Source organism: Achromobacter sp. EG18, assembly GCF_059759395.1.
On record NZ_CM186213.1, the window covers coordinates 361793 to 387185 of the forward strand.

24 protein-coding genes are annotated in these 25393 nt (G+C 68.1%); 14 read left to right on the forward strand and 10 right to left on the reverse strand.

Features of this window, described 5'->3' with window-relative positions; all coding sequences use genetic code 11:
• Nucleotides 1-57: 57 nt before the first annotated feature.
• Nucleotides 58-849 carry an enoyl-CoA hydratase/isomerase family protein gene (locus AC6CR5_RS01760; RefSeq protein WP_054486224.1) on the reverse strand — a complete coding sequence of 264 codons (792 nt, stop codon included), beginning with the start codon at nucleotides 847-849 and terminating at the stop codon, nucleotides 58-60.
• 139 nt (nucleotides 850-988) lie between these two features.
• Here AC6CR5_RS01760 and AC6CR5_RS01765 point away from each other — a divergent pair, with 139 nt between their 5' ends.
• The gene (locus AC6CR5_RS01765; protein ID WP_020927138.1) at nucleotides 989-1900 is read left to right on the forward strand and encodes an SDR family oxidoreductase; all 912 of its coding nucleotides are present in this window, start codon (nucleotides 989-991) and stop codon (nucleotides 1898-1900) included.
• Here AC6CR5_RS01765 and AC6CR5_RS01770 read toward each other — a convergent pair.
• Nucleotides 1864-2589, reverse strand: coding sequence for a TetR/AcrR family transcriptional regulator (locus AC6CR5_RS01770; RefSeq protein ID WP_026384662.1), 726 nt, complete (start codon nucleotides 2587-2589; stop codon nucleotides 1864-1866). The two genes, AC6CR5_RS01765 and AC6CR5_RS01770, sit on opposite strands and share 37 nt — an antisense overlap.
• 117 nt (nucleotides 2590-2706) lie before the next feature.
• On the opposite strand from AC6CR5_RS01770, the gene AC6CR5_RS01775 reads away from it, so the two are divergent.
• The 10 genes from AC6CR5_RS01775 to AC6CR5_RS01820 all read left to right on the forward strand — a co-directional run bounded on the left by AC6CR5_RS01775 (nucleotide 2707) and on the right by AC6CR5_RS01820 (nucleotide 13891).
• Complete coding sequence (locus tag AC6CR5_RS01775; RefSeq protein ID WP_173001009.1) at nucleotides 2707-4329, forward strand: acyl-CoA synthetase; 1623 nt, start codon at nucleotides 2707-2709, stop codon at nucleotides 4327-4329.
• Between the two features lie 173 nt (nucleotides 4330-4502).
• A complete protein-coding gene (locus AC6CR5_RS01780) occupies nucleotides 4503-6359 on the forward strand; it encodes a phosphoenolpyruvate carboxykinase (GTP) (RefSeq protein WP_006384907.1) in 1857 nt (618 codons plus the stop codon).
• A 99-nt stretch (nucleotides 6360-6458) separates the two neighbouring features.
• Nucleotides 6459-7088, forward strand: a complete 630-nt coding sequence (locus AC6CR5_RS01785) for a class I SAM-dependent DNA methyltransferase (protein ID WP_395500432.1) — start codon at nucleotides 6459-6461, stop codon at nucleotides 7086-7088.
• Between the two features lie 631 nt (nucleotides 7089-7719).
• A complete protein-coding gene (locus AC6CR5_RS01790) occupies nucleotides 7720-8508 on the forward strand; it encodes an SDR family oxidoreductase (RefSeq protein ID WP_498085231.1) in 789 nt (262 codons plus the stop codon).
• Between the two features lie 68 nt (nucleotides 8509-8576).
• Nucleotides 8577-9818 carry a styrene monooxygenase/indole monooxygenase family protein gene (locus tag AC6CR5_RS01795; RefSeq protein WP_498085232.1) on the forward strand — a complete coding sequence of 414 codons (1242 nt, stop codon included), beginning with the start codon at nucleotides 8577-8579 and terminating at the stop codon, nucleotides 9816-9818.
• Nucleotides 9818-10327 carry a flavin reductase family protein gene (locus AC6CR5_RS01800; protein WP_020927145.1) on the forward strand — a complete coding sequence of 170 codons (510 nt, stop codon included), beginning with the start codon at nucleotides 9818-9820 and terminating at the stop codon, nucleotides 10325-10327. The genes AC6CR5_RS01795 and AC6CR5_RS01800 overlap by 1 nt, the downstream gene beginning before the upstream one ends.
• Nucleotides 10328-10420: 93 nt before the next feature.
• The gene (locus AC6CR5_RS01805; RefSeq protein ID WP_200221108.1) at nucleotides 10421-12049 is read left to right on the forward strand and encodes a phytoene desaturase family protein; all 1629 of its coding nucleotides are present in this window, start codon (nucleotides 10421-10423) and stop codon (nucleotides 12047-12049) included.
• On the forward strand, nucleotides 12046-12939 hold the full coding sequence (locus AC6CR5_RS01810) for a SphA family protein (protein ID WP_020927147.1): 894 nt from the start codon (nucleotides 12046-12048) through the stop codon (nucleotides 12937-12939). The genes AC6CR5_RS01805 and AC6CR5_RS01810 overlap by 4 nt, the downstream gene beginning before the upstream one ends.
• A gap of 141 nt (nucleotides 12940-13080) precedes the next feature.
• Entirely contained in the window at nucleotides 13081-13455 is a 375-nt protein-coding gene (locus tag AC6CR5_RS01815; RefSeq protein WP_026384669.1) for a glutaredoxin family protein, read from the forward strand.
• A 13-nt stretch (nucleotides 13456-13468) separates the two neighbouring features.
• Nucleotides 13469-13891 (forward strand): hypothetical protein, encoded by a 423-nt coding sequence (locus AC6CR5_RS01820; protein WP_026384670.1) that lies wholly within the window; start codon nucleotides 13469-13471, stop codon nucleotides 13889-13891.
• A gap of 94 nt (nucleotides 13892-13985) precedes the next feature.
• On the opposite strand, the gene AC6CR5_RS01825 is transcribed toward AC6CR5_RS01820, so the two are convergent.
• The 3 genes from AC6CR5_RS01825 to AC6CR5_RS01835 form a co-directional block, all read right to left on the reverse strand.
• The gene (locus tag AC6CR5_RS01825) at nucleotides 13986-15053 is read right to left on the reverse strand and encodes an AraC family transcriptional regulator (protein ID WP_150100221.1); all 1068 of its coding nucleotides are present in this window, start codon (nucleotides 15051-15053) and stop codon (nucleotides 13986-13988) included.
• 230 nt (nucleotides 15054-15283) lie between these two features.
• Entirely contained in the window at nucleotides 15284-15586 is a 303-nt protein-coding gene (locus AC6CR5_RS01830) for a helix-turn-helix domain-containing protein (protein ID WP_020927150.1), read from the reverse strand.
• Nucleotides 15570-15953, reverse strand: a complete 384-nt coding sequence (locus AC6CR5_RS01835; protein ID WP_045953107.1) for a type II toxin-antitoxin system RelE/ParE family toxin — start codon at nucleotides 15951-15953, stop codon at nucleotides 15570-15572. The genes AC6CR5_RS01830 and AC6CR5_RS01835 overlap by 17 nt, the downstream gene beginning before the upstream one ends.
• A gap of 285 nt (nucleotides 15954-16238) precedes the next feature.
• Between AC6CR5_RS01835 and AC6CR5_RS01840 the strand changes: the two genes are divergently transcribed.
• Nucleotides 16239-17234, forward strand: coding sequence for an SDR family oxidoreductase (locus tag AC6CR5_RS01840; RefSeq protein WP_498085233.1), 996 nt, complete (start codon nucleotides 16239-16241; stop codon nucleotides 17232-17234).
• A gap of 4 nt (nucleotides 17235-17238) precedes the next feature.
• Here AC6CR5_RS01840 and AC6CR5_RS01845 read toward each other — a convergent pair whose 3' ends face one another.
• From AC6CR5_RS01845 to AC6CR5_RS01860, 4 genes are all read right to left on the reverse strand, one after another.
• Nucleotides 17239-18228 (reverse strand): tripartite tricarboxylate transporter substrate binding protein, encoded by a 990-nt coding sequence (locus AC6CR5_RS01845; RefSeq protein WP_498085234.1) that lies wholly within the window; start codon nucleotides 18226-18228, stop codon nucleotides 17239-17241.
• 77 nt (nucleotides 18229-18305) lie between these two features.
• Complete coding sequence (locus tag AC6CR5_RS01850; RefSeq protein WP_498085235.1) at nucleotides 18306-19349, reverse strand: hydroxyacid dehydrogenase; 1044 nt, start codon at nucleotides 19347-19349, stop codon at nucleotides 18306-18308.
• A complete protein-coding gene (locus AC6CR5_RS01855) occupies nucleotides 19346-20014 on the reverse strand; it encodes an RraA family protein (protein ID WP_020927153.1) in 669 nt (222 codons plus the stop codon). The genes AC6CR5_RS01850 and AC6CR5_RS01855 overlap by 4 nt, the downstream gene beginning before the upstream one ends.
• Before the next feature lie 130 nt (nucleotides 20015-20144).
• The gene (locus AC6CR5_RS01860; protein ID WP_006384100.1) at nucleotides 20145-21044 is read right to left on the reverse strand and encodes a LysR family transcriptional regulator; all 900 of its coding nucleotides are present in this window, start codon (nucleotides 21042-21044) and stop codon (nucleotides 20145-20147) included.
• 166 nt (nucleotides 21045-21210) lie between these two features.
• Between AC6CR5_RS01860 and AC6CR5_RS01865 the strand changes: the two genes are divergently transcribed.
• Complete coding sequence (locus AC6CR5_RS01865) at nucleotides 21211-22368, forward strand: alpha-hydroxy acid oxidase (RefSeq protein ID WP_054483692.1); 1158 nt, start codon at nucleotides 21211-21213, stop codon at nucleotides 22366-22368.
• A 206-nt stretch (nucleotides 22369-22574) separates the two neighbouring features.
• Nucleotides 22575-22751 carry a hypothetical protein gene (locus AC6CR5_RS01870; protein WP_173001015.1) on the forward strand — a complete coding sequence of 59 codons (177 nt, stop codon included), beginning with the start codon at nucleotides 22575-22577 and terminating at the stop codon, nucleotides 22749-22751.
• Nucleotides 22752-22796: 45 nt separating this feature from the next.
• Here the strand turns inward: AC6CR5_RS01870 and AC6CR5_RS01875 are convergent, their stop codons facing one another.
• Nucleotides 22797-25292: a TonB-dependent siderophore receptor gene (locus AC6CR5_RS01875; RefSeq protein WP_498085236.1), complete on the reverse strand. Its 2496-nt coding sequence runs from the start codon at nucleotides 25290-25292 to the stop codon at nucleotides 22797-22799.
• Between the last annotated feature and the right edge of the window lie 101 nt (nucleotides 25293-25393).

Sequence of the window (25393 nt, forward strand, 5' to 3'; positions counted from 1 at the left end):
CCTGGTCCGCGCGGGACATCGCGTTGACACGTTCACGCGCGGGGCTCATGCCGCGCTTCAGGGCGCGCGCCAGGCCGGCGGGCGCTTTTCCAGGAAGGCGCTCACGCCTTCGCGCGCTTCCTCGGAGGCGCGCACCGCGGCGATGCGCTCGACCGAATCGGCCACCAGCGCATCATCCAGCGGCTGGCCGGCGAAATCCCGCACCAGCCGTTTGCTGGCCTGCACCGCTTGCGGGCCGTTATCGCACAGCGCGCGGCAGACGGCGTCGGCCTCGTCCTGCAACCGCGCCAGCGGCACGACGCCGTGCAGCAGGCCCATGCGGTATGCGGCGGCTGCGTCGAAGCGTTCGGCCGTCAGAAAATAGCGGTTGGCCGCGCGTTCGCCCATGGCGCGGATCACGTACGGGCTGATGGTGGCCGGCAGCAGGCCCAGGCGGGTTTCCGACAGGCAGAACTGCGCGTGATCGGCGGCGATGGCGACGTCGCAGGCCGCCACCAGGCCCATGCCGCCCGCGTAGGCGTCGCCGTTGACCGCCGCCACCACGGGCTTGGCGCAGGACCAGATGGCGCGCAGCATCCGCGCCAGGCGGCCGGCGTCGGCGCGATTGTCGGCGTCGCTCAGCGTGGCCATCTTGCGCATCCAGTTCAGGTCGCCGCCCGCGCAGAACGCCTTGCCCGCGCCGGTCAGCAGCAGCACCCGCACGGCCGGATCGTCCGCCGCCTCGCGCACGGCCGTGGTCAGCGCCGCGATCAGCGTCTCGTCGAAGGCGTTGCGCATGTCCGGGCGGTTCAGCGTCAGTCGGGCGATGGGGCCGTCGCGGTCCACCAGCAGCGGGGGCGGGGTGCTCATGCGGGTCTCCAGGTTATTGATTGGTGCTCAATTAATAACCTGATACTGCGTATTGTTTCCATAGGGTAATACGCGAGTCACGCGTGTTTTCGGGTCGGATATTGAGTTATCCTCAAAAAAAATGACAACGGAGCGAGACATGCACCATCCCCCCGACGGCGCCGCCGCGACGGCGCGCTACGCGTCGGTCTTCCGGCCGGGCCTGTTCGACGGCAAGACCGTCATGGTCACCGGCGGCGGCAGCGGCCTGGGGCGCTGCACCGCGCACGAGCTGGCCTCGCTGGGCGCGCGCCTGGCGCTGGTGGGCCGCAAGCCGGAAAAGCTGGAGGCCGCGCGCGATGAACTGGCGCGCATCTATCCCGAGGCCGCCGACCGCATCACGCTGCACGCCTGCGACATCCGCGGCGAGACCGGCGTGCGCGGCGCGGTGGCCGACGCGCTGGCCGCGCATGGCGCCATCGACGGCCTGTTCAATTGCGCCGGCGGCCAGTTCCCCGCGCCGCTGGAGCAGATCAGCTTCAACGGCTGGAACGCGGTGGTGCAGAACAACCTGCACGGCACCTTCCTGATGGCGCGCGAGGTCTACACCCAGCACATGCGCCAGCACGGCGGCGCCATCGTCAACATGCTGGCCGACATCTGGGGCGGCATGCCCGGCATGGGACACTCCGGCGCGGCCCGCGCCGGCGTCTGGAACCTGACCGAAACGGCGGCCTGCGAATGGGCCCATGCGGGCGTGCGCGTGAACGCGGTGGCGCCCGGCTGGATCGCCTCAAGCGGCATGGACAGCTACGACGAGGACTACCGGGCGGTATTGCGCGGGCTGGCCGCCAAGGTGCCGTTGCAGCGCTTCGGCACCGAAGCCGAACTGGCGGCGGCGGTGGTGTTCCTGCTGTCGCCGGCGGCGGCCTTCATCAACGGCAGTGTCATCCGCGTGGATGGCGGCGTGCCCAACGCGCGTCACTCCTGGACCCTGCCGCCAGCCGCGCGCGGCGAGACCTACGACGGCTTTCCTCAGTACGCGCCGCCGTCCTTGTTCTCGGCGGACTGAAGCCGATGCAGGGCGTCTTGCACCTCGCCCCGGAATTGCGCCAGCGCCAGCGCGTCGCGGCGCGGCGGCTGCAGCGCCTGCCACAGGAAGTCGACCAACTGGTCGGCGGTGGCCGCCACGTCGACCCGCGTGCCGCGCAGGATGGCGTCCCACAGCACGTGTTCCATCGGGCCATAGATTGCCGATCGCAACAAGCGCAGCGGCATGTCCTGGCGCACGTGGCCGTCTGCCTGGCCCTGCGCCAGGATGCGCATCAACGGCGCGGTGTAGCGCCGCTGCAGGCCGGCGTAGATTTCGCCGAAATCGTCATTGCGGGCGCGACCCTCGGACAGGATGAAGGCGCACAGCCCGGTGCCCTCGGCCAGCAGGTGGCGCAGGTGCGCATGCACCAGGTAATGCAGCTGGGCCCGCGCTCCCTGCACGTGCGGCAGGTAGTCCTCGACCTTGGCGATGATCTCGTCGTACCAGTCGCTGATGACGCGCACGCACAACTCGCGCTTGCCGCCGAAGTAGGTGAACACCGTGCCTTCGGACACGCCCAGCCGCTGCGCGATCTCGGTGGTGGTGGCGGCCTGGAAGCCGGCCTCGGAGAACACCTGCCGCGCCACCCGCAGGATGTCCCGTATCCGTTGCTCGGACTTGGCGCTGGCCGGCGGGCGGCGCATCGGGACGGCGGCGGTTTTTTCCATGGGTACGGCGGGGCGGTGGGAAGTGGCCAGGGCTTACTATCATACCGACCAAAATAGCGACCAAAATAGCGGCCAGGACCGCGACCAGAAGAACAACGACACGGAGACCGATTCATCATGCTGTCCAGAACCGAAACCTACGCGCAGTTGGCGTCCTCCTTCCAATGGCGGGTGCCGGCGGCCTATAACATCGGCGTGGACGCCTGCGATAAGTGGGCCGACGGCAGCGGCCGCCTGGCGCTGATCCACGAGAAAAGCGACGGCAGCCAGACGCGCTACAGCTTCGACCAGATCAAGGCGCGCGCCAACCAGCTGGCCAACGCGCTGCGGCGCCAGGGCGTGCGGCGCGGCGACCGGGTGGCGGTGTACCTGCCGCAGGCGCCCGAGACCGCCGTGACCCACATCGCCGTCTACAAGATGGGCGCGGTGGCGGTGCCGCTGTTCACCTTGTTCGGCGTCGACGCCATCCAGTACCGGCTGGCCGACAGCGGCGCCGCCGCCCTCATCACCGACGGCGAGGGCTGCCGCCGCCTGCGGGAGATCCGCGCCACGCTGCCGTCCCTGAAGACGGTCTATTGCATCGACGGCCCGGGCGAGGGCGGGGCGCTGCCGCTGCACGCCTCGCTCGACGCCGAATCCGCGCAGTTCGAAGCCGAACCCACCGCGGCCGACGACCCGGCCGTCATCATCTATACGTCGGGCACCACCGGCAAGCCCAAGGGCGCGCTGCACGCCCATCGCGTGCTGCTGGGCCACCTGCCGGGCGTGGAGATGTCGCACGAATTCTTCCCCGAGCGCGCCACGCTGATGTGGACGCCGGCCGACTGGGCCTGGATCGGCGGCCTGCTGGACGTGCTGCTGCCGGCCTGGCACCACGGCGTGCCGGTGCTGGCGCGGCGCTTCGAGAAATTCGACGGCGCCGCGGCCTTCGACCTGATGGCGCGCCATGGCGTCACGCACACCTTCCTGCCGCCCACCGCGCTCAAGATGATGCGCGGCGTGGCCAATCCGCCGGCGCCGAATGCGCTGGCGCTGCGCTCGGTGGCCAGCGGCGGCGAATCGCTCGGCGCCGAACTGATCGACTGGGGCCGCCGCGTGCTGGGCGTGACCATCAACGAGTTCTACGGCCAGACTGAATGCAACATGCTGGTGTCGTCGTGCTCATCCCTGTTCGAGCCGCGCATCGGCAGCATCGGCCGCGCCGCGCCCGGACACCGGGTCGCCATCGTGGACGAGCAGGGCGCCGAAATGGCCGATGGCCAGGAAGGCAATATCGGCGTATTGCGGCCCGATCCGGTGATGTTCCTGGGCTACTGGAACAACCCGCAGGCCACCGCCGAGAAATTCGCCGGCGATTACCTTCTGACCGGCGACATGGGCGTGCGCGACGCCGACGGCTTCATCCGCTTCGTCGGCCGCAACGACGACGTCATCACCAGCGCCGGCTACCGCATCGGCCCCGGCCCCATCGAAGACTGCCTGCTCGGCCACCCCGCGGTGCGCATGGCGGCCGTGGTGGGCGTGCCCGACGCCGAGCGTACCGAGGTGGTGATGGCCTACGTGGTGCTGCACGACGGCGTGGCCGGCGACGAGGCGCTGGTCAAGGCGTTGCAAGCGCACGTGCGCACCCGGCTCGCGGCCCACGAGTACCCGCGCCGCATCCGCTTTGTAACCAGTTTGCCGACCACGGCCACCGGCAAGATCATCCGCCGCTCGCTGCGCGACGGTAGCCACGCATGAGGGCGGCGGACGCGACAAGCGCCAATGAAACAGTGACAAACCCGGTGACAAACTCGTCCGTTTGGTCGGGTTGACGGCCTGCCCGGCGCTGCAAGTATGATGGCGCAAACATGTATACGGCCCCAGTCAAACGGGGCCGTATCGCCATTAGCCTTAGTATGGAGATAACCCTAATGAATAAGCCCTTGGACGGGGGCCTGGCGGCCTTGAACGTACCCGCGTACGTCAAGCACCGCGGCCTGATCGACTGGGTCGCCAGCGTGGTGGCGCTGGCCAAGCCGGATCGCGTCGAGTGGTGCGACGGTTCGCAGGAAGAATACGACCGCCTGTGCGAACAGATGGTCCAGGCCGGCACCATGCGCCGCCTCAACCCGGCCAAGCGGCCCAATTCATTCCTGGCCTGTTCGGACCCGTCCGATGTGGCGCGCGTCGAGGACCGCACCTTCATCTGCTCCGACCGCGCCGAGGACGCCGGCCCGACCAACAACTGGGCCGACCCGGCCGAGATGCGCGCGACCTTGAACGGCCTGTTCGACGGCGCCATGCGCGGCCGCACGCTGTACGTGGTGCCGTTCTCGATGGGCCCGCTGGGTTCGGACATCGCCCACATCGGCGTCGAACTGTCCGACAGCCCCTACGTCGTGGTCAACATGCGCATCATGACGCGCATGGGCAAGCAGGTCTACGACGTGCTCGGCGCCGACGGCGACTTCGTTCCCTGCGTGCATTCGGTCGGCAAGCCCCTGGCCGCCGGCGAGGCCGACGTGGCCTGGCCCTGCAACGCCACCAAGTACATCGTGCATTTTCCCAAGAGCCGCGAGATCTGGAGTTTCGGCTCGGGCTACGGCGGCAACGCGCTGCTGGGCAAGAAGTGCTTCGCGCTGCGCATCGCCTCCACCATGGGTCGTGACCAGGGCTGGCTGGCCGAACACATGCTGATCCTGGGCGTGACCTCGCCCAAGGGCCGCAAGTACCACGTCGCCGCCGCCTTCCCGTCGGCCTGCGGCAAGACCAACTTCGCCATGCTGATCCCGCCGCAGGGCATGGACGGCTGGAAGGTCACCACCATCGGCGACGACATCGCCTGGATCAAGCCGGGCGCCGACGGCCGCCTGCACGCCATCAACCCCGAGGCCGGCTATTTCGGCGTGGCCCCGGGCACCAGCGAGCAGACCAACTTCAACGCCATGGCCACGCTCAAGGCCAATGTCATCTTCACCAACGTCGCCCTGACCGACGACGGCGACGTCTGGTGGGAAGGCATGACCGACACGCCGCCCGCGCACCTGATCGACTGGCAGGGCCAGGACTGGACGCCCGCCATCGCCCGCGAGACTGGCCGCAAGGCCGCCCACCCCAACGCGCGCTTCACCGCTCCGGCGGCGCAGTGTCCGTCGATCGACCCCGAATGGGAAAACCCGCAGGGCGTGGTGATCGACGCCTTCATCTTCGGCGGCCGCCGCTCCACCACCGTGCCGCTGGTGACCGAGGCGCGCAACTGGGTCGAAGGCGTCTACATGGCCGCCACCATGGGCTCGGAAACCACGGCCGCCGCCGTCGGCCAGCAGGGCGTGGTGCGGCGCGATCCGTTCGCCATGCTGCCGTTCTGCGGCTACAACATGAGCGACTACTTCACGCACTGGCTCAAGCTCGGCAAGCAGCTCGAAGCCGCCGGCGCCACGCTGCCGCGCATCTACTGCGTCAACTGGTTCCGCAAGGGTCCCGACGGCAAGTTCGTCTGGCCCGGCTTCGGCGAGAACATGCGCGTGTTGCGCTGGATGCTGGGCCGCATCGACGGCCAGGCCGGCGGCGTGGACCAGGTGTTCGGCATCTCGCCCAGCTACCAGGACATCGACTGGACCGGCCTGGAATTCAGCCCCGACAAGTTCGAACAGGTCATGTCGGTCGACGACGGCGCCTGGCGCGACGAACTGGCGTTGCACGACGAACTGTTCGGCCAGCTGGCCCAGGGCCTGCCGGAAGACCTGCCCGCCACCAAGGCCAGGATCGAAGGGCGCCTGGCCGCCTGAGGCCGGGCAGACCAAGCCGGCCGCGCCTAAGCCGGCCGCGCCCGATCCCAAACCCGTGCACGGTGACGTGCGCGGGTTTTTTTACGGCACAATCGTCCCATGAAACTCGACGCCGAAGACCTCGCCAAGATCACCACGCTGACGCTGGCCCACTACGAAGAAAGCGCCCGGTCCTTCGAGGAAGGCACGCGCGATCACGACGTCAGGCAGAACATCGCCGCGTTGCTGCGCCACATCGAGGGCGAGCCGCCCTGCGACATCCTCGACCTGGGCTGCGGCCCCGGCCGCGATCTCAAGACCTTCACCGCCCTCGGCCACCGCGCCGTCGGCCTGGACGGCACCCCCAGCTTCGTCGCCATGGCCCGCGCCGCCAGCGGCTGCGAGGTCTGGCACCAGGACTTCCTGCGCCTGCAACTGCCCGCTGCCCGCTTCGACGGCATCTTCGCCAACGCCGTCCTGTTCCACGTCCCCACGCAGGAACTGCCCCGCGTCCTGCGTGACCTGCGCGCCGCCCTCAAACCCCGCGGCGTCCTGTTCAGCTCCAACCCCCGCGGCGGCAACCAGGAAGGCTGGAACCGCGGCCGCTACGGCGCCTACCACGACCTGGACGGCTGGCGCGCTCTGCTGCAAGCGGCAGGCTTCGAAGAACTCGAACACTACTACCGCCCCGACGGCCTGCCCCGCGAACAACAACCCTGGCTCGCCAGTGTGTGGAGAAGGGTGGACTGACCGCACGACGCGATACACGCGTCACCTTCCGTGCCCCGCATCTGTGAAATGGTCAACATCTCCATACCTCCCACCCCGTTGCGGAAGATGGATATGCATCGATCACCGGCGCGCAGCGCATTCGTCCCCCTCAAACGCCTGGACGCCAAACTTGGCCGCCCGCGCGGCCAAGTTGGCAGCCCTGAAAGTTCCATTCCCTGCACACGGGTCCAGCAGCGCGACAGACCGAGAGACTCGTAGTCCCTCGGGCAGGCGGCCTCCCGGGCGGGCAACCTCGATGCGCCCGACGGAAACCGAAGGCAGCCGCCGCAGGCGGCAACAAGGTTGAGGATGGGGCAGTCCGGAGCGAAGGCTCCGGACCGCAATCGTGGGCGCCCGCCCGGGAGGCCGCCTGCCCGAGGGGCGACCTACGAAGCACCTCCTCCCAAAGCCACAACTCCCCCGCCCGCATACATACGAAGCACAAACCGGATACCCACCGCAGCCACCGGCCATCCCCCCCTGACGGGCATCAAGCCACCCCACAATACCCGCACTCCCCGGATACCCGCCGCCAAATCCGGCTACCGCCCCGCCAGCGCCCGCCCGCAACATCCGCCTCACGATCTCAGCAACCTAAGAGGCAAACAAAATGAAGGGACTGGCCGATAAAACCGCCATCGTCACCGGCGGCGCCACGCTGATCGGCGCCGGCGTCGTCGCCGCGCTGCGCGCCGGGGGCGTGCGCGTCGCCATCTTCGATATCGACGCCGAAGGCGCCGCCCGCGTCGCCGCCAGCGACCCCGACGGCATCCGCGCCTGGCCGCTCGACATCACCGACGACGCCCGGCTGGCCCGCGCCGTCGCCGAGGTCGCCGCCCACTTCGGCCGCATCGACTACCTGGTCAACCTTGCCGCCACCTACCTCGACGACGGCGCCGCCTCCGGCCGCGCCGACTGGTTGCGCGCCCTGGACATCAACGTCGTCAGCGCCGTCATGGCGGCCCGCGCCGTGCATCCGCACCTGGTGGCCGCGGGCGGCGGCGCCATCGTCAACTTCACCAGCATCTCGTCGCGCGTGGCGCAGACCGGCCGCTGGCTCTACCCGGTCTCCAAGGCCGCGCTGCTGCAGGTCACCCGCAGCCTGGCGATGGACTATGCCGGCGACCGCATCCGCGTCAATTCCGTGTCGCCCGGCTGGACCTGGTCGCGCGTCATGGACGAACTGACCCACGGCGACCGCGCCAAGACCGACCGCGTCGCGGCCGACTTCCACCTGCTGGGCCGCGCCGGGGATCCGGCCGAAGTGGCCGAGGTGGTCGCCTTCCTGCTGTCGGACCACGCCAGCTTCGTCACCGGCGCCGACTACGCCGTGGACGGCGGCTATTCCGCCATGGGGCCCGAGCAGGCCCGTCCCGCCATCCCGCGCCTGGCCGAATAAGCCCGGTCTTGCCGCATCCCGGCCCGCCGCGCATCCGGCGGCCGCGCACACCAAACAGGAGAACCATCATGCGTCGAATCGCAATCGTCGGAGGAGGGCAGGCCGGCCTGCCGTTGGCCCTGGGCCTGCTGGACAAGGGCTACGAGGTGACCGTGGTCACCAACCGCGCGCCCGATGACATCCGCCGCGGCAAGGTCATGTCCAGCCAGTGCATGTTCGACGCCTCGTTGCAGATCGAGCGCGACCTGGGCCTGAACCAGTGGGAGGCCGACTGTCCGCCGGTCGAAGGCATCGGCCTGGCCGTGCCGCATCCCGAGCGCCCCGGCCACAAGCTGATCGACTGGGCCGCGCGGCTGGACCGTCCGGCGCAAGCGGTGGACCAGCGCATCAAGATGCCGGCCTGGATGGAATTGTTCGCCGCCCGCGGCGGCCGGTTGCTGATCCAGGACGGCGGCGTGGCCGAGCTGGAACTGCTGGCGGCCTCGCATGACCTGGTGTTGCTGGCCGCCGGCAAGGGCGACGTGGTCAAGCTGTTCGAACGCGACGCGGCGCGCTCGCGCTTCGACAAGCCGCAGCGCGCGCTGGCGTTGACCTACGTGCACGGCATGCGCCCGGCGCCGGTTTTTTCGCGGGTCGCCTTCAACCTGATTCCCGGCGTCGGCGAATACTTCGTGTTCCCCGCGCTGACTCACAGCGGCCCCTGCGAAATCATGGTGTTCGAAGGCGTGCCGGGCGGCCCGATGGACTGCTGGCGCGACATCAGGACGCCGCAGGACCACCTGGCCAGGAGCCTGGACATCCTGCGCACTTTCCTGCCCTGGGAGGCCGAGCGCTGCGCTGCCGTGGAACTGACCGATGCCAACGGCATCCTGGCCGGCAGCTTCGCGCCCACCGTGCGCAAGCCGGTCATGACGCTGCCGTCCGGCCGCCTGGTGCTGGGCCTGGGCGACGCCGTGGTCACCAACGACCCCATCACTGGCCAGGGCTCGAACAACGCCACCAAGGCCTGCGCCGTCTACCTGGAGGCGATCCTGGCGCGCGGCGACCAGCCCTTCACGGCCGACTGGATGCGGCAGACCTTCGAGCGCTTCTGGGACTACGCCAGCGCCGTGGTCGACTGGACCAACTCGATGCTGCTGCTCCCGCCGCCGCACCTGCTGCGGCTGCTGCAGGCCGCCGGCGACGCGCCCGCCCTGGCCAGCGCGGTCGCCAATGGCTTCAACCATCCTCCCAGCTTTTTCCCGTGGTGGACCGACGCCACGGCCTGCGAGGCCTTCATCGCCGAAAAATCCACCCGGGCGGCGGCGTGATGGCGGCCCTGGACTGGGGCAGCACCGACCTGCACCCCAAGGTCCTGCGCGGCGTGCTGGGCAGCTATCCGACGGGCGTGGCCATCGTCGCCACGCGCTGTCCGGACGGCCGCAAGGTCGGGCTGACCATCAACTCGTTTGCCTCGCTGTCGCTCGATCCGCCGCTGGTGCTGTGGAGCCTAGTGAACCGCTCGCCCAACCTGGCGGCGTTCCGCGATTGCGATCACTTCACCATCAGCGTGCTGGCCTGCGGCCAGGAAGCGCTGGCGCGCCGCTTCGCCGACCCGGCCGTGCCGGACAAGTTCGAGGGCGCCGAACTGCACGAGGTGCCCGAGGGCGTGCCCGCCATCGCCGGCGCCGTGGCCACGCTGGTCTGCGCCAATGACCAGCAGAGCCCGGCCGGCGACCACCTGCTGCTGTTCGGCCGGGTGCTGCGCGTGGCCACCGCGCCGGCGACGGCGGCCACGCCGCTGGTGTTCCACGCGGGGCGCTTCACCGCGCTGACGTAGCGCGCGCCGCCACGTCGGCCCGTGCCGGCATGGGGGCGCATGCGCCATCGCTTCATCAACCTTCCCGGTCCGCGTGGCCGGCCGGAGCCTGTGATGCCTGTTTCATCGACGTCCGACGCCCAGATCATCGTGGTGGGCAGCGGCATGAATTCGCTGGTGTGCGCGGCGCTGCTGGCGCAGCGCGGCAAATCGGTGCTGGTGCTGGAGCGCAACGACCGCCTGGGCGGCTGCATCCGCACCGAGGAACTGTTTCCCGGCTACCGTCACGACGTGCTGTCCAGCTGGTACCCGCTGTTCGTCGGCGGTCCCGCCTACGCGGCCCTCAAGCCGGCGTTGCAGACCGCCGGCCTGGAATTCGCCCAGTGCGACTACAGCACCGGCCTGGTGCTGCCCGACGGCAGCGGCATCGCGCTCAAGCAGGACATCGCGGACAGCGCGCGGCGCCTGGACGCCTGGGCGCCCGGCGACGGCCAGGCCTTCGGCGCCATGGCGCAACGCCTGTTCGGCGAAGACGCCGCGCTGACCTTCGGCCTGCTGGGGCAGAACCCCTATGGCGCCGGCATGCTCAAGCTGCTGTTCGGCGAATGGCGTCGTCGCGGCCTGGACGGCCTGATGGCGTTTGCCGCCGATTCGCTGGAGAGCTTTCGCCGCTGGTCGGACCGCGAACTGCGATCCGACGCCGTGCGCGCGTTGATCGCGCCGTGGGTGCTGCACACCGGCCTGGGACCCGACGACGCCTGTTCGGCGCTGATCGGCAAGCTGACCTTCGCCGCGGTGGTGGCCGGCGGCATGCCGGTGGTCAAGGGCGGCAGCCAGGGCGTGGTGGATGCCCTGGCCAAGGTGATCGAACACCATGGCGGCCGGCTGCTGGCCGGCAGCGCCGTCGAACGCATCCTGACGCGCGGCGCGGGCCGCCGCCGCCGCGCCGTCGGCGTCGTGGCCGCCGGCCGCGAATACCACGCCACCGAAGCCGTGGTCTGCAATGTCACGCCCGGCCAGCTGTACGGCACGCTGCTGCCCGACGCGCCCGAGCCGGTGCGGCGCCGCGCCGCCGGCTACCGCCACGGCCGCGGCGGCATGCAGATCCATTTCGCGCTCGCCGCGCCGCCCGACTGGCGCACGCCGGAACTGCGCCACGTGCCGCTGGTGCACCTGACCGAAAGCATGGAGCAGGTCTGCGCCTCGGTCACCGAGGCCAACAACGGCCTGTTGCCGGCGCGGCCGACGCTGGCCATCGGCCAGCCGGTCGCCGTCGATCCGTCGCGCGCGCCGGCCGGCGGCTGGATCCTGTGGGTACAGATGCAGGAACTGCCGGCGCGCGTCAAGGGCGACGCCGCCGGCCTGATCGACACGCCCGCCGACGGCCGCTGGACCGAGGCCTTGCGCGAAGCCGTGGCCGACCGCGTGCAGGCGCGCCTGGAGCCGGTCATGCCCGGCCTGGCGCAACGCATCGTCGGCCGCCGCAGCTACTCGCCGGCCGACCTGGAGGCGTTGAACTGCAACCTGGTGGGCGGCGATCCCTACGCGGGCGTCTGTTCGCCCGACCAGTTCTTCTGGCTGCGCCCCTTCGCCGGCAGCCAGGGCGCGCGCGGCCACCGCACGCCGCTGCGCAACCTTTTCCACATCGGCGCCGCCACCCACCCGGGTCCCGGACTGGGCGGCGGCTCCGGCTATCTCGTCGCGCAACATCTCGCGCCCCGCGGGGGCAGGAGCGGAACATGAAGAGACACCTGACACGCCGGCTGGCTTGCGCCGCGGCATTGGCGCTGGCCGGCGGCGTGGCGCAAGCCACCGAAGGCGGCGGCCTGGGCATCTATCCGGACGGCCTGGAGAACTTCATGTCGGGCGCGCTGCCGCCGCCTGGCGTGCACATGCTGGTCTACGCCGGCGGCGCCCGCTACGACAAGCTGCGCGGCAACGACGGCGAACGCCTGCCGGTGCCGGACTTCAAGGTCGACGTCAACGTGCTGGCCCCGCGCCTGATCTGGGTCACGCCGCAGCAGGTGCTGGGCGGCCAGCTGGCCTTCCATGCCATCGCGCCGCTGCTGGACGTGACCTTCAAGGCCGGCGGCCAGCGCTACCGCAGCACCGGCCTGGGCGACATGACGCTGGGCGTGGCGCTGGGCTATCACCTGTCCGAATCGCTGCACTACGTGGTCGGCCTGGACATGTACGCGCCCACCGGCGAATACGATCGCAAGGACCCATCCAGCCTGGGCAAGAACTACTGGACCGCCCAGCCGGTCTTCGCGCTCAGCCGCATCAGCCCGGACGGCTTCAATGCCGATCTGAAGCTGATGTACGACTTCAACTTCCGCAACTCGGCCACCGACACCCGTTCCGGCCAGGCCATCCACGCCGACTACGCCTTCGGCTGGGGCGTGGGCAAGGGCTGGGTGCTGGGCGTGGGCGGCCACGCCTTCCAGCAGGTCACCGACGACAGCGGCCCCAACAGCGCCGCCGGCCGCGCCCGCGCCATCGGCATCGGTCCCTCGGTGCGCTACATGAACGACCGCGGCTGGCTGTTCACCGCCAAGTGGCAGCAGGAATTCCAGGTCAAGAACCGGCCGGAAGGCGCGCAGCTTTACGTCAAGCTGGCGATTCCGTTCTAGCGGGGGCATGCAGCGCCTGGTCCAAAGGCGGTGGCCTCGCCGGCACGGCAGGAGGAAGGGGGCGGGCAAGGCGGGGCGCAAACCGCCAGTCGCCGCGAATGGGCTAGACTCAAGGCTCCTTTTCGTTTCAAGTTGCCATCCATGATTGTCAAAGCCTTGCGTGTCGGTTTGGGCCAGCTGATTGTGCTGGGCGATGCGCTTACGCGGCCCCGCCCGCAGCAACGTTCGGCGCAAGGCCAGGCCGCCGTCGATAGGGAGGCGGCCGCGCTGTCGCTCTACCAATTCCATGCCTGCCCGTTCTGCGTCAAGACGCGGCGCGCCATCCATCGTTTGAACGTGCCGGTTGCGCTGCGCGATGCCAAGGGGGATCCCCAGGCCCGCGCCGAATTGCAGGCCGGCGGCGGCAAGGTCAAGGTGCCTTGCCTGCGCATCGAGGAAGCGGGAGGCACACGCTGGATGTACGAATCCAGCGACATCATCGCCTACCTTGAACAACGCTACGCGAACGTGGCCTGACGGAGCCGCGCCATTGGCACGCGCCGCCCGCCTTGCCTTGCTGACCGTCTGCGCGGCCGTCGCGCTGGCGGGCTGCGATTCGTCGCCGCCGCCGCCGCCCGCCGGGTCCAGGTTCACGGCCGAAACCCTGGCCACCCAGGAAACGCCACCCGAACTCCAGTTCAGGGGCGAGCTGGCGGGCAAGCCCATCCACCTGCTCATGCATGAATGCAAGGTTTACAAGGTGGACTCGGCAGAGGGCGGCAATGTCGCCTGGACGCTGGTGCTGGAGGGCGATTTTTCCCTGTTGCCCACGCGCTGCGTGCGCCAGGAACTGACCGCGGGCAAGGGCTTCGTGAAGGCGTTCATTGGCCGCCAGGCGTTCGGCGCTGGCGGCTGCTGCACCGGCATCCCGGAATACCGCTCGACCGACGGGCTGACCTGGAAGCCGCGCTGATGCGCGCGGCGCAAGGCAGGGGGGCCGTGTGCGATGGACCATCGCCACGGCAGCCTGAACGGCAGGCCCCGCCCGTCTTGTCGACGTTGCCGCTTCAACCGTGCCGGCGCACGCTCTGGCTGGGGCTTTCGCCGTAGCGCGCCTTGTAGCTGGCGCTGAAGCGCCCCAGGTGGGCAAAACCCCAGCGCAGCGCCACGCCGGCGACGTTCTGGCATTCGCCGGACACCAGCTCGGCGCGCGCCCGCTCCATGCGCAGGTCGCGCAGATAGTGCATGGGGCTGATTCCCAGGAATACCTTGAAGCCGGCATACAGGCTGCGCACGCTGACTCCCGCGATGCGCGCCAGCTGCTCGGCGCTGACCGGCTCGTGCGCATGCGCCTGCAGGTAATCCTGCACGCAGCGCACGTGGCGCGGCAGCACCGCGCCGCGGCGGCCCGCCGGGGTGGCGCTGTAGTTGTGGGGCAGGGTGGACAACAGCGTCGCCGCCACCAGCTGTTCCATCTGGTGCACGATCAGCTTGTGCTCGGCCAGGTCGGCGTGCTGCGAGGAACAGTCCAGCAAATACGCCATCAGGCAGCGCCAGGCCGGACACTCGCGCCAGCGGAACCCCAGCTGGAAGCGCAACGGCCGCTCCAGGGTACAGCCCAGGTGGCCCACCAGCGTGCGCTCCAGCAGCGAGCGGCCCACGCGCAGCATGAACTGGTCGTTGTCGTCGGCCCAGTGCATCGCCAGGTCGTCGTCCGGGCTCACCACTGACGCCACGTCCGGCGTCGAATCCACCCGCTGCGGCCCGCTTTCGATCAGGGCGGTGCCCGCCAGCGGCATCTGCACCAGAAAGAAGTCCTCCAGCGGTCCCGGCCGGATCTCGACGTGCGCCCCGTAGCGCAGCCGGTTCAGCGACACCTCGCCCAGCGGCTGGTGGTGCATGCGCGCGTTCAGGCGCTGCGTCGAACCCACCACCCCCAGGTGGTGGGGCCGCATCACCCGGCCCACCATGGCGCGCGCCTCGTCCAGGTCGCCCGAGGCGAACAACTGATGCGCGGGCGTCGCCAGGATGGTGTCGGCGCGCCAGCCGGCGGCGCCGGCCATTCCCGCTCCCGCCGAGCGGGGCTCGGCGGGGTGCCATGATGCCTCGGCATCGGACTGCGTCATGTTCAGCATGGCCGGGATTCCTTGCTCTGTCCTGATGTCCGGCGGGCAGCGGCCACCGGTTCCCCTGGCGGCCGCACGGTTGCGGCGCGCCTTTATGAAGGTCCTCATAGTAAAGCGCCGGGCCTGTGGCGGGACTGCTGGAAAACCCGTCCCGCTGGAGGTGGAACTATCCGTTTTTCGCCGCGCCTGTCCGGGGACTGCGAAAAATCGTCATCGGGGCGGACGGGCGAGGCCTGCGCTCAGAGAATGGCCTGCAGTCCCTTGTCGGCGATCAGGTTGAGCAGCTTGAGCGCAGGGCCGGTGGGGCGGGTTTCGCCCTGTTCCCATTTGCGCACGGTCGAGGCCGTGGTGTGCAGGTGCAGCGCGAATACGGGTTGACTGAAATTCAAGGTTTCACGCAGCCGGCGGATGTCGGCGGCGCCAAAGGTCCGTACGGGGGGCGGGCAGAGGCTGTCGAACTCGCGCATGGTGACCTTGGTGATGGCACCCGCTTCCTGCAGCGCCGCCAGGTCGCCACGCACCGACTCAATGATCTTGCTCACAATGAATCTCCAACAATATGCCGGCCCCCAGCGCCTTCGACAATGCCTCCGGCGATAGCTCGAGAAACATCTTCCCGGCGAATCGCAGCGCCTTCTGCTCATCCTGTGTGATGTTTTCCTGGCTGTTTTTAGAAAATCCATGCAGGAATACGTAGCAGTGGCCTACTCGGGCGGAAATCAAAGTACGGTAGCCATGGCTTTTTCCGCCGCCAGGACGTGCGACTCGCTGTTTGTAGAGCAGGCCGCCAAGGTTGGCGTCGACCAAGCCGCTTTCCATTTCCCTCACCGCCATGCAAAGGGCAGTATCGGGTAACCGTTCGCTTGCTTGCCATCGGGCGAAGTGTTTTCGCTTCAGGACGCGCTTCATTTCTACCTCCCTACTATACCCGATACGGGTATGTTTTATATTGTCAATGCCTCCGTTTTCTGGCGGCTTTCGTCTGAGTTGCAGGACGGGACCAAGGGATGTCCTCCAGGTCTCCCTGCGAGGCGGTTTGCACAGAGCGCTTATTTGTCTTGTGAACTTATCGCGGACGGACAGGTTTTGTTCGGCGAACAGGGATCAGCGTGTCCACCTTGGTCGAGCGCCCAGGCATTGCGCTTGCTGCTCCCGCGGGCCAGGCGCATGGGGCGCCTCGCTCGGGAGAATTGCATGAAAGTGAATCTGAAACCGTTGCGTGACCAGGTCATCGTGATCACGGGCGCCGGCAGCGGCATCGGCGCCGTGACCGCGCGCATGGCGGCCGCCAAGGGGGCCAAGGTGGTGCTGGCGGGCCGCCAGGAGGCGGCGTTGGAACAGGTGGCGCGCGACATCGCCCAGGAGGGCGGCAGCGCCGCCACCGTGGTGGCCGACGTTGGCGTGCAGGAAGACCACGAGCGCATCCTCGCGCTTGCCGTCGAGCGGTTCGGACGCGTGGACACCTGGGTGAACAACGCCGGCGTGTCGATCTACGGCACGCTGGAGCAGGTGCCGATCGAAGACCAGCGCAAATTGTTCGACACCGACTACTGGGGCGTGGTGTATGGCTCGCTGGCAGCCGTGCGACACATGAAGGCCACCGGTGGCGCGATCATCAATCTGGGCAGCGAAGTGTCCGATCGCGCGGTTCCGCTGCAGGGCGCCTATTCGGCGGCAAAGCATGCGGTCAAGGGCTACACCGACGCCTTGCGCATGGAGCTGCGGCAACTGGGCGCGCCAATTTCGGTCACCCTGATCAAACCGGCCTCGATCGCCACCAAGTTCACCGAACACGCGCGCAACTACATGGACGCCCAGCCGGACCTGCCTCCGCCCATCTATGCGCCCGAGCTGGTGGCCGAGGCCATCCTGCATGCCGCGCAGACGCCGGTGCGTGACCTTTTCGTGGGCGGCGCCGCCAGGGCGATTTCGGCCTTTGGCCAGAACATGCCGGGGCTGGCGGACCGCCTGGCGGGTTGGCTGTTTCGCCACCAGCGAGGTCCGCGGACCTACGAGGAAATGGGGCAGGATTCGCTGTACGACGCCGGCGGAGCACATGCGGCGGTGCGGCGCCCCGGACGCAGGTTCAGCGCTTATTCCTGCACCGCGATGCATCCGCAGGCGACGACGCTGGCCGTGCTGGCGCTGGCGGGCGGCGCACTGGCATGCGTGCTGCGCGGCCGCCGCTGATCCGCTACTTATCCAGCCACGGCGCTTCCTTCCAGAGCGCCTGGAACTCCGCTTCGCCGGCCGCCAGTTCCTTGGCGTACTCCGGGGGCGGCAGATAGCGCAGCGGAGCGAACATGTCCCTGGTCTTGGCCTGGAACTCCGGATCGTCCACCGTGCGCTTCACGGCCGAGACGAGCTTGGCGCGCACATCGTCGGGCAGGCCCTTGGGCGCGGCCAAGCCGCGCAGCGATGCTAGCTCGAAATCGAAGCCCTGTTCCTTGAAGGTGGGCACGTCCGGCAGCGCCGCCGACCGCGTCTTGCCCATCTGGCCCAGCATGCGCAGCGGCGTTCCGCCTTTCTGGTATTGCAGCGCTTCGCCCACGTTGATGGCGCCGATGGTGATCTCGCCGCTCGCCAGCGCGCCGCGTACCTCCCCGGCTCCCTTGTAGGGGATGTGGCTGAGTTTGCTGCCGGACACCCGCTCAAAGCGCAGCATGGCCAGGTGGTCATCGGAGCCCGTGCCCGTGGTGCCTACCGTCACCTTGCCCGGGTTCTTCTTGGCGTAGGCGGACAGGTCGGCCAGGGTCTTGATCGGGTTGTCGTTCAGCACCGAGAATGCGCCGGGATCATCGATCAGGTTGCCCAGCAGATCGAAGCTGCGCCAGGTGAAACTGGTCTTGCGCTCGATGGGGATCGTCAACAGGTTCGGCGTGTTGATGAAGCCGATGGTGTAGCCGTCGGGCTGGGCCCGGGCCAGCTCCGAGAATCCAATCGCGCCGCCCGCGCCTGGGCGGTTCAGCACGACGATGCGGGCATCGCCGCCCAGGTATTTCTGCAGATAGGGCGCCATCATGCGGGCCACCAGGTCGGTGCCTCCGCCCGGCCCGTACGACACGATCAGGTTGATCGGGTGTTCGGGATAGCCGGCCGCTTGCGCGCCGCCGGTCAACAGGGCGGCGCCCGCCAGCAGGGCCGCAAGGGCGCGCCGCGTCCAGCGTTTGTCTTGTCTTTGCATGAGTTGTCTCCTTGGTATTTTGGCGGGGTCCGGCCTGCGCCACGCCTTGCGGCGCGGGCGGCGGCCCCGCCGCATTGTTATGTCAGGTTTGCGATGCGTTTGGCCGCCAGCGGCCAGGCCTGCGGATTGATGAGTTGTGGTGGGCGTTCGCCACGCAGCATCGCGGCGAGCTGCGTGGCCGATGAACGGGCGACGTTGCGCCGGGCTTCGTGCGTGACGCCGGCGGTATGGAAGGTGGCGACGACGTTGGACAGGCCCAGCAGCGGCGCGTCGCGTTCGGGCGGCTCCTGGTCCCAGACGTCCAGCCCCGCGCCGCGCAGATGCCCCGCGCGCAGCGCGTCGTGCAGCGCCGCTTCGTCATGGATGCCGCCGCGCGCCGTCGTGATGAACACCGCTCCGCCTTTCATGGCCGCGAAGGCCTTTGCGCCGAACAGGCCGCGCGTGGAGGCGTCCAGCGGGCAATGCAGCGACACCACGTCGGACCGCGCCAGCAATTCGTCCAGCGACACCGGTTCCGCGCCGCGGCTGCGGATGACGTCGGCGGACAGCAGCGGATCGTGCGCGATCACGCGCAGGCCGAAGCCGCGCGCGATGCGGGCGACACAGGTGCCGATCTTGCCGATGCCGACCAGGCCGAGGACGCGGCCATGGATTTCGTGGCCCATCAGATCTTCGCGCGTGAAGCCGGCGTCGTGGCGCAGGCGATGGTGGGATTCCACCACCCGCCGCTGCACGGCCAGCAGCAACGCGTACGTGTGCTCGGCCACCGACTCCGCGTTGCCTCCCGCCTGGTTGACCACGGCGATGCCCGCCGCGGTGCAGGCCGCCACGTCGATGGTGTCGTAGCCCGCGCCGCCGGACGAAACACATACCAGGTCCGGGCATTGCGCGATCAGTTCGGCATTGACGAACCATTGCCGCGGCAGTTCGTCCTTGGCCGCGGAAACGTGATACGCATGGGCCGACTTCAGGCCGGCCAGCGTGCGGGCATCGTCGCCCCTTGCCGGCAGCACCGACAGCGAGATGCCGGGCGCGCCGCCGATGATCTCGTCGAACACCGGATCGAGCCAGAGATCCAGGCGGCAGAGCCGGGCGGGTTTGGAATGTGCCGCCACGCTCACAGCACGCCTCGCGCCGTAAGCGTGGCGTCGACCCAGGCGCGATCCAGCGTTCCGCGCGCGATGTCCTCCAGCACGCGGGCTTCCGCTGCGGCGATCGCGCGCACGCGCGCCGCGATGGCGGGCGCTTCGTCGGCGCGGATTGCCAGCAGTCCGTCGGCATCGCCCACCAGCAGGTCGCCCGGCAGCACCACCATGCCGTCGATCGCTACCGGCACGTTGATGGCGCCCGGGCCGTCCTTGTAGGGGCCGCGATGGGCGACGCCGCGCGCGTAGACGGGAAAGTCGCCGGCGCCGATCGTCTCGCTGTCGCGGATGGCGCCGTCGATCACGAAGCCCGCCAGCCCGCGCCTGGCGGCCCATCCCGCCATGATCTCGCCGATGATGGCGTTGCTCATGTCGCCGCCCGCATCGACCACGATCACATCCCCCGGCTCGGCGGAATCTATCGCCTTGTGAACCATCAGGTTGTCGCCGGGCCGCGTGCGCACGGTGTAGGCGCGGCCCAGGATGCGGCGGGTGCGATGCATCGGGCGCAAGGCCGAGGTTCCGGTCGCGCGGCTCATCGCATCGCTGATGTTGGCGACCGCCAATGCTTCATATGCCGCGAGTGTCTCGCGGCTGGGGCCGGCAGGACATTCCTGCAGCGTGAATCCGAACTCCGACATGGCGTCTTGTCTCCTTGGATGATTGTCCGAGGCGACTCTACGCCGGGCTCACGGCGGTTTAAAGCGAATAATTTGATGTCGAAAACAACGCTTTTTGGAAAGCGTTGCAAGGGCTGTGCGCCCGGAAGGGCTAGATCATCCCGGCGGGCGCGTGGAAATCCAGGCACGCCTGCGCGTGCGAGCGCAGGCTCTCCAGCATGGGCCGCGTGTCGTCGCGGCGCCATTGGAAGGTATAGGCCAGGGGCGGCAACGGCGGAAAGCGCGGCAGCCGCCGCAGGTCGCCGCGCTGGATGAGAACCTGGGCCCAGGCGGCGGGCAGGAAACCCAGTCCCAGTCCCTGCCGCAGCATGGCGGCAATGCCGGGCCAGCTGTTGCAGCATTGATTGCGGCCCGGCGATACGCGCTGCTCGGTCAGCCAGTCGTCGAGAATACGGATTGCCCCGGAGCTTTGCGGCAGGGTGATGAGCGTCAGGCCAGGCAGGTCGGCCACTTCGAGCGAGGCCGCATCGGGCACGGCCCTGGCCGACACCACCCATTCGAAATGGGCGCTGCCAATCACGCGCGAGGCCAGCGAAGACCGGGACGAGGGCCCCGCGATCACCGCGAAGTCGAGCTCGCCTTCCTCCAGCCCGCGCTCGACCAGTTCGCCCACGCCCACGAAGGGCTCGACCAGGAGGTTGGGGTGCGCCTGCTGGATGACGTCGATCAGCCCGGCCATCCAGGTCATGGCGGTCAGCTCGCCGGCGCCGAAGCGGCAACGGCCGGAGTAGCTGAGGTTGTTGCTGGCTTGCTGCATGAACTGGTCCGCATTGCGCAGCAGGTCCTTGGCATGGGGCACCAGTTGCTCGCCAAGCGCGGTCAGGGTCGCGCTACGGGCGCTGCGGCTGAACAGCGCGGCGCCGATCGAGGATTCCAGCTCGCCGATCCGCTTGGACAACGACGACACCGAGATATTCAGCCGATTCGCGGCGATGGCAAAGTTCTTGCAGGTGGCGGCCCAGTAAAAGGCCTCGAGTTGCTTGAGCGTCATGGGGGCGGAGGATCGGGCCGGCGGCGAGCCGATTGAGGGCGACGAAAAGTGTAATAAGGGTCTTCAATAAAGTCACTTTATTCAACTCTCGGCCCGGCCTATAGTCTTTCGCCGTCAAGACCCTTGCACGGCGGATCGGCCGCCGGGCGTCGCCAGGAATCCCATCATGTCAGATCCGCTGCGCCGCATGCTCAGCCTGCACGACTTCGAAGCCGCCGCCCGGCGGATACTGCCCAAGCCCCTGTATGCCTATGTGTCGGGCGCGGTGGAAGACGGACAGTCCGAACGCGGCAATCGGCAGGCCTACGACGATTACGGGTTCCGGCCCAAGGTGCTGGTGGACGTGTCCCGCCGCAGCACGCGCTGCACGGTGCTGGGCCGCGAGTACGCGGCGCCCGTTGGCGTGGCGCCCATGGGCATTGCCGCGCTGACCAGCTATCGCGGGGACGTCATGCTGGCCCGCGCCGCGGCCGAGGCGGGCGTGCCCTGCATCATGAGCGGATCTTCGCTGATCCGCCTGGAAACCGTAATGGAGGCGGCGCCCGGGACCTGGTTCCAGGCCTACCTTCCCGGCGACGGCGCGCAGATCGCCGCATTGATCGATCGCGTCGCCGCAGCCGGGGTGGACACGCTGGTGCTGACCGTCGATACGCCGGTCGCCGCCAACCGCGAGAACAACGTGCGGGCGGGCTTTTCCACGCCGCTGCGGCCCAGCGTCGGCCTGGCCTGGCAGGGCGTCACGCACCCCCGCTGGTTGATCGGCACCTTTCTGCGCACACTGGCCCGCCACGGCATGCCGCACTTCGAAAACAACTATGCGACGCGCGGCGCGCCCATCCTGTCCGGAAATGTGCTGCGGGATTTCTCCGATCGCGGCCATCTGAACTGGCAACACGTGGCCGCCATACGCAAGACCTGGAAGGGCAGGATGGTCCTGAAGGGCATCCTGCACCCGGACGACGCGCGGGCCGCGCGCGCGCACGGCATGGACGCGGTCATCGTGTCCAACCATGGCGGCCGGCAGCTCGATGGCAGCGTTTCTCCCTTGCATGCCTTGCCCGCCATCGTGGACGCCGCGGGCGGCATGGACGTCATGCTCGACAGCGGCGTGCGGCGAGGCACGGACGCGCTGAAAGCGATGGCGCTTGGCGCGCGCTGCGTATTCGTGGGCCGTCCGTTCAACTACGCGGCGACGGTGGCCGGCCAGCGCGGCGTGGCCCATGCCATCGCGCTGATCGTCGAAGAGATCCGGCGCAACATGGGCCTGCTCGGTATCGTCGACCTGCGAGAGGTGAACCAGAGCCTGTTGCAACGCAGCCGGTAGTCGCGTGTATGGTTTTTTAAGGCAATGTCCGACGCATGTCTTCCTCTTATGTATGGTTTTTATGCGAATAATGCCTGCTATAAAAGCCGTACAATTCAGCCCTGTGTATGGGGTATGACGGTAAGATTCGACCTGTCCATAGGACCTGTGGCGCTCACTCGTCCCACCCCCGCTTGCAGCTGCTGACGTAGCGTTTTGAGGAAATGATGAATTTTTGGGTCCCTGTAATCTTCGGTACGTTCAAGATCCTCGTGTTGGGCACGGGCATGTTTCTGGCCATCAAGTCCCATTACGACGGGGCAAAAAAGGACAAGGAGAAGCTGGCGAAGGAGAAAGAGAAGGAAACCTCAGTCGCCTCGCAGCGACCTACGGAAGCGGGATGAGCTTCCGTAGACTGTTGCAACCTCCGCCCTTGCCGGGTTCGATAGTCAGAACTGCCCGCGTAAAGTCAGCAGAAAACTGCGTGGCGTGCCGAAGTGGTTGGCATGGAGGTGCTGCTCGTCGATGTAGCTGTAGTAACGCTTGTCGAAGAGGTTTTTCACGTTCAGCGCTGCCTGCCAATTCTGGTCGATCTGGTAGGCGATGCGGCCGTCCCATATGGTGTAGCCGCCTTGCAGGGTGTTGCGCGCCGCCGCCGAGTTGCTGGTGTGCAGAGCACTGTAGTAGCTCGCGCCAGCGCCGAGTTGCCAGCGTGCGAGCTCGCCCGGCAGCCGCCAGTTCGCCCAGAGATGCAGGATGTGCTTGGGCGTTTTGTAGTCGAAACGCTGTCCGGCCTGACCTTTTTCGTCAGACAGATACTTGTTCCGGTTGTACGTGTAGCCGCCCGTGATCTGCACGCCCGGCGCCACCTCGCCGTGAATCTCCATGTCCAACCCTTCGCTGCGCACTTTGCCGGCCGCGCGCGAGCAATAATCGCCGTCGCAGACCCGCGGGGAATCGAAGTCGGTGACTGCGCGGTTCTTCTGGTCGATGCGAAACAGCGCGATCGAAGTCTCCAGCTTGCCGTCCAGCAATCCGCCCTTGAGGCCGATTTCGTAGTTGGAACCGAGGACGGGCTTGAGCGTGCTCAGTTGCGCATCCGTTGCGCTCTGCGGCTGGAAGATGTCGGCATAGCTGGCATAGGCCGACCATTGCGGCGTAAGCGCATAAACCATGCCTGCATAGGGCGTGACCCGTCCGTTCGCTTCCAATCGGGAAACGCCGTAGATCGTGTCGGAGTCATTGCGGTACCAGCTCATCCGTGCGCCGGTTATGAGTGTGAAGCGCTTGGTGAGATGGCTGCGCAGCATCCCGTAGACGCCCTTCTGCACGGCAGTGCGATTCGCGAACGCCGAGCTGGTTGGAGTCGTGGTATTCAACTCCGGGACGTGGTGGTCAGGATCGAACACATTGAACGCGGCATGCCTGCTGTACAAATCGTAGCTGTCGTCGCGCTTTTGCCTCGAGTAGTTGGCGCCGAACACCACGTCGTGAGTCATACCCATCGTGTCGATCTTGCCGACCACGTTGGCGTCCAGGCCGATGTTCCGGGCGTTGTAGTCGTACACGTAGCCGTTGCCGCCGACCATGTCGCCGCCAATGGGCACGGGGGAGCCGCTTGCGTAGATGGACGTGGCATCCCAGCTTTCGCGTGTGTACACGGTGCCAATCTTGAATTTCCAGTCCGCATTGAAGCGATGCTCCAGATCGGCGAAAACCTGGGTTTCCCGACGCTCGGCGGTGTTCCAGTCCGCGCCCAGGTAGGTCGATCGTCTGATGTCCAGGGCACGCCCATTCGCATAGAAAGGCACGCCGCCGTACAGCGAACTTCCGCCTTTGAACCGGGTGTAGACCACCCCCAGACCCAACGTGGTGTCGGGCGTCAAGTCAACGTCGACGGCGCCATACAGGTTCAGGTTGCGATCCGATACCGTATCGATGAAAGAGCCCTTGTCTTCAAAGTCCATGACCAGGCGGGTGCGCACGCGGCTTTCAGCGCCCAAAGCGCCGCCGGTGTCAATGCGCGTGCCGTAGTTGTCCCAGGAGCCGGCACGCATTTCCACCGCGAAAGCGTTCTCGGCAAGGCCGCGCTTGCGCACCAGGTTGACCGCGCCCGCGGGGTTGCCGGTGCCTTCCAACAGACCCTGGGCGCCGCGCAAGACCTCGACGCGGTCAAGGTGAACCGAGCTGGCGGAGAAAGAATTTCCCCAGTAAGTGGCCCGCCATAAGGGCACACCGTCGTACTGGATAGTGTTGGTCATGAATCCCCGCGTATAGATGTCGCTGCCTCCGCTCGGCCGTTTTACCAAGGTCACCCCGGGGGTTCTGGCCAGCACGTCGTCCAGCGAATCCAGTCGCTGGTCGTCGATCTGTTGGCGCGTGATCACCGTGACCGACTGGGGGATGTCCTTGAGCGATTGCGCCCCCTTGAACATGCTGGCCCCGGACGAGGCGTAGGAACCCGTGCCTTCCGATGTCGGGTCGATCGCGCCGACCACCCGTACCGGTGCGAGCTGCGCCACGCCAGCCGAGGCGTCGGGCTGTGGACGCAGCGAATAGCTGCCGTCCGGCTGCCGCTGCGCGTGCAGGCCGGTGCCTTCCAATAGCACACGCAACGCCTCCTGCGCCGTATGGCTGCCGCGCACCCCGGGACTGCTGCGCGCGCCGGCCTCGGCAGTCGCGCCGACGAAAAATATGCCGGATTCCGCGGAAAACCGCGTGAGCACGACGCTCAGCGGACCCGCGTCGATATCGTAATGTTGGATTTGACGCAGATCGCCGGCCCGGCCGGATTGCGCCGCGGCATCAGGCGTCCACGCAGCGCCGAGTGTGGTGGCGCACGCCACGAGCAACGAAGCAATGCGGGCTGCGGGGCCGGTCGCGGGCGTAATGGACAAGGCGCGGCCAGGCGCAGCGGCGGCCGCGGGCAAGCGATAGCGGAACATGGAGGCAGGATTCCTTGTGAACAGGTTGATGAACGCTGGGCGCCCAGCGCGCCCTTCTCAACCTGTCAAAACCGCTGGCAGGCCCAAATCCGGAACCCTCT

Bases quoted from the DNA above. Each gene is read 5' to 3' on its own strand.
- AC6CR5_RS01825 (WP_150100221.1), bottom strand. From the start codon at position 15,053: ATGCTGAACATGACGCAGTCCGATGCCGAGGCATCATGGCACCCCGCC.
- AC6CR5_RS01805 (WP_200221108.1), top strand. From the start codon at position 10,421: ATGCCTGTTTCATCGACGTCCGACGCCCAGATCATCGTGGTGGGCAGC.
- AC6CR5_RS01770 (WP_026384662.1), bottom strand. From the start codon at position 2,589: ATGGAAAAAACCGCCGCCGTCCCGATGCGCCGCCCGCCGGCCAGCGCC.
- AC6CR5_RS01765 (WP_020927138.1), top strand. From the start codon at position 989: ATGCACCATCCCCCCGACGGCGCCGCCGCGACGGCGCGCTACGCGTCG.
- AC6CR5_RS01785 (WP_395500432.1), top strand. From the start codon at position 6,459: ATGAAACTCGACGCCGAAGACCTCGCCAAGATCACCACGCTGACGCTG.
- AC6CR5_RS01855 (WP_020927153.1), bottom strand. From the start codon at position 20,014: ATGTCGGAGTTCGGATTCACGCTGCAGGAATGTCCTGCCGGCCCCAGC.
- AC6CR5_RS01865 (WP_054483692.1), top strand. From the start codon at position 21,211: ATGTCAGATCCGCTGCGCCGCATGCTCAGCCTGCACGACTTCGAAGCC.
- AC6CR5_RS01810 (WP_020927147.1), top strand. From the start codon at position 12,046: ATGAAGAGACACCTGACACGCCGGCTGGCTTGCGCCGCGGCATTGGCG.
- AC6CR5_RS01860 (WP_006384100.1), bottom strand. From the start codon at position 21,044: ATGACGCTCAAGCAACTCGAGGCCTTTTACTGGGCCGCCACCTGCAAG.
- AC6CR5_RS01835 (WP_045953107.1), bottom strand. From the start codon at position 15,953: ATGAAGCGCGTCCTGAAGCGAAAACACTTCGCCCGATGGCAAGCAAGC.
- AC6CR5_RS01845 (WP_498085234.1), bottom strand. From the start codon at position 18,228: ATGCAAAGACAAGACAAACGCTGGACGCGGCGCGCCCTTGCGGCCCTG.
- AC6CR5_RS01870 (WP_173001015.1), top strand. From the start codon at position 22,575: ATGAATTTTTGGGTCCCTGTAATCTTCGGTACGTTCAAGATCCTCGTG.
- AC6CR5_RS01760 (WP_054486224.1), bottom strand. From the start codon at position 849: ATGAGCACCCCGCCCCCGCTGCTGGTGGACCGCGACGGCCCCATCGCC.
- AC6CR5_RS01795 (WP_498085232.1), top strand. From the start codon at position 8,577: ATGCGTCGAATCGCAATCGTCGGAGGAGGGCAGGCCGGCCTGCCGTTG.
- AC6CR5_RS01840 (WP_498085233.1), top strand. From the start codon at position 16,239: ATGAAAGTGAATCTGAAACCGTTGCGTGACCAGGTCATCGTGATCACG.
- AC6CR5_RS01815 (WP_026384669.1), top strand. From the start codon at position 13,081: ATGATTGTCAAAGCCTTGCGTGTCGGTTTGGGCCAGCTGATTGTGCTG.
- AC6CR5_RS01875 (WP_498085236.1), bottom strand. From the start codon at position 25,292: ATGTTCCGCTATCGCTTGCCCGCGGCCGCCGCTGCGCCTGGCCGCGCC.
- AC6CR5_RS01800 (WP_020927145.1), top strand. From the start codon at position 9,818: ATGGCGGCCCTGGACTGGGGCAGCACCGACCTGCACCCCAAGGTCCTG.
- AC6CR5_RS01780 (WP_006384907.1), top strand. From the start codon at position 4,503: ATGAATAAGCCCTTGGACGGGGGCCTGGCGGCCTTGAACGTACCCGCG.
- AC6CR5_RS01790 (WP_498085231.1), top strand. From the start codon at position 7,720: ATGAAGGGACTGGCCGATAAAACCGCCATCGTCACCGGCGGCGCCACG.
- AC6CR5_RS01775 (WP_173001009.1), top strand. From the start codon at position 2,707: ATGCTGTCCAGAACCGAAACCTACGCGCAGTTGGCGTCCTCCTTCCAA.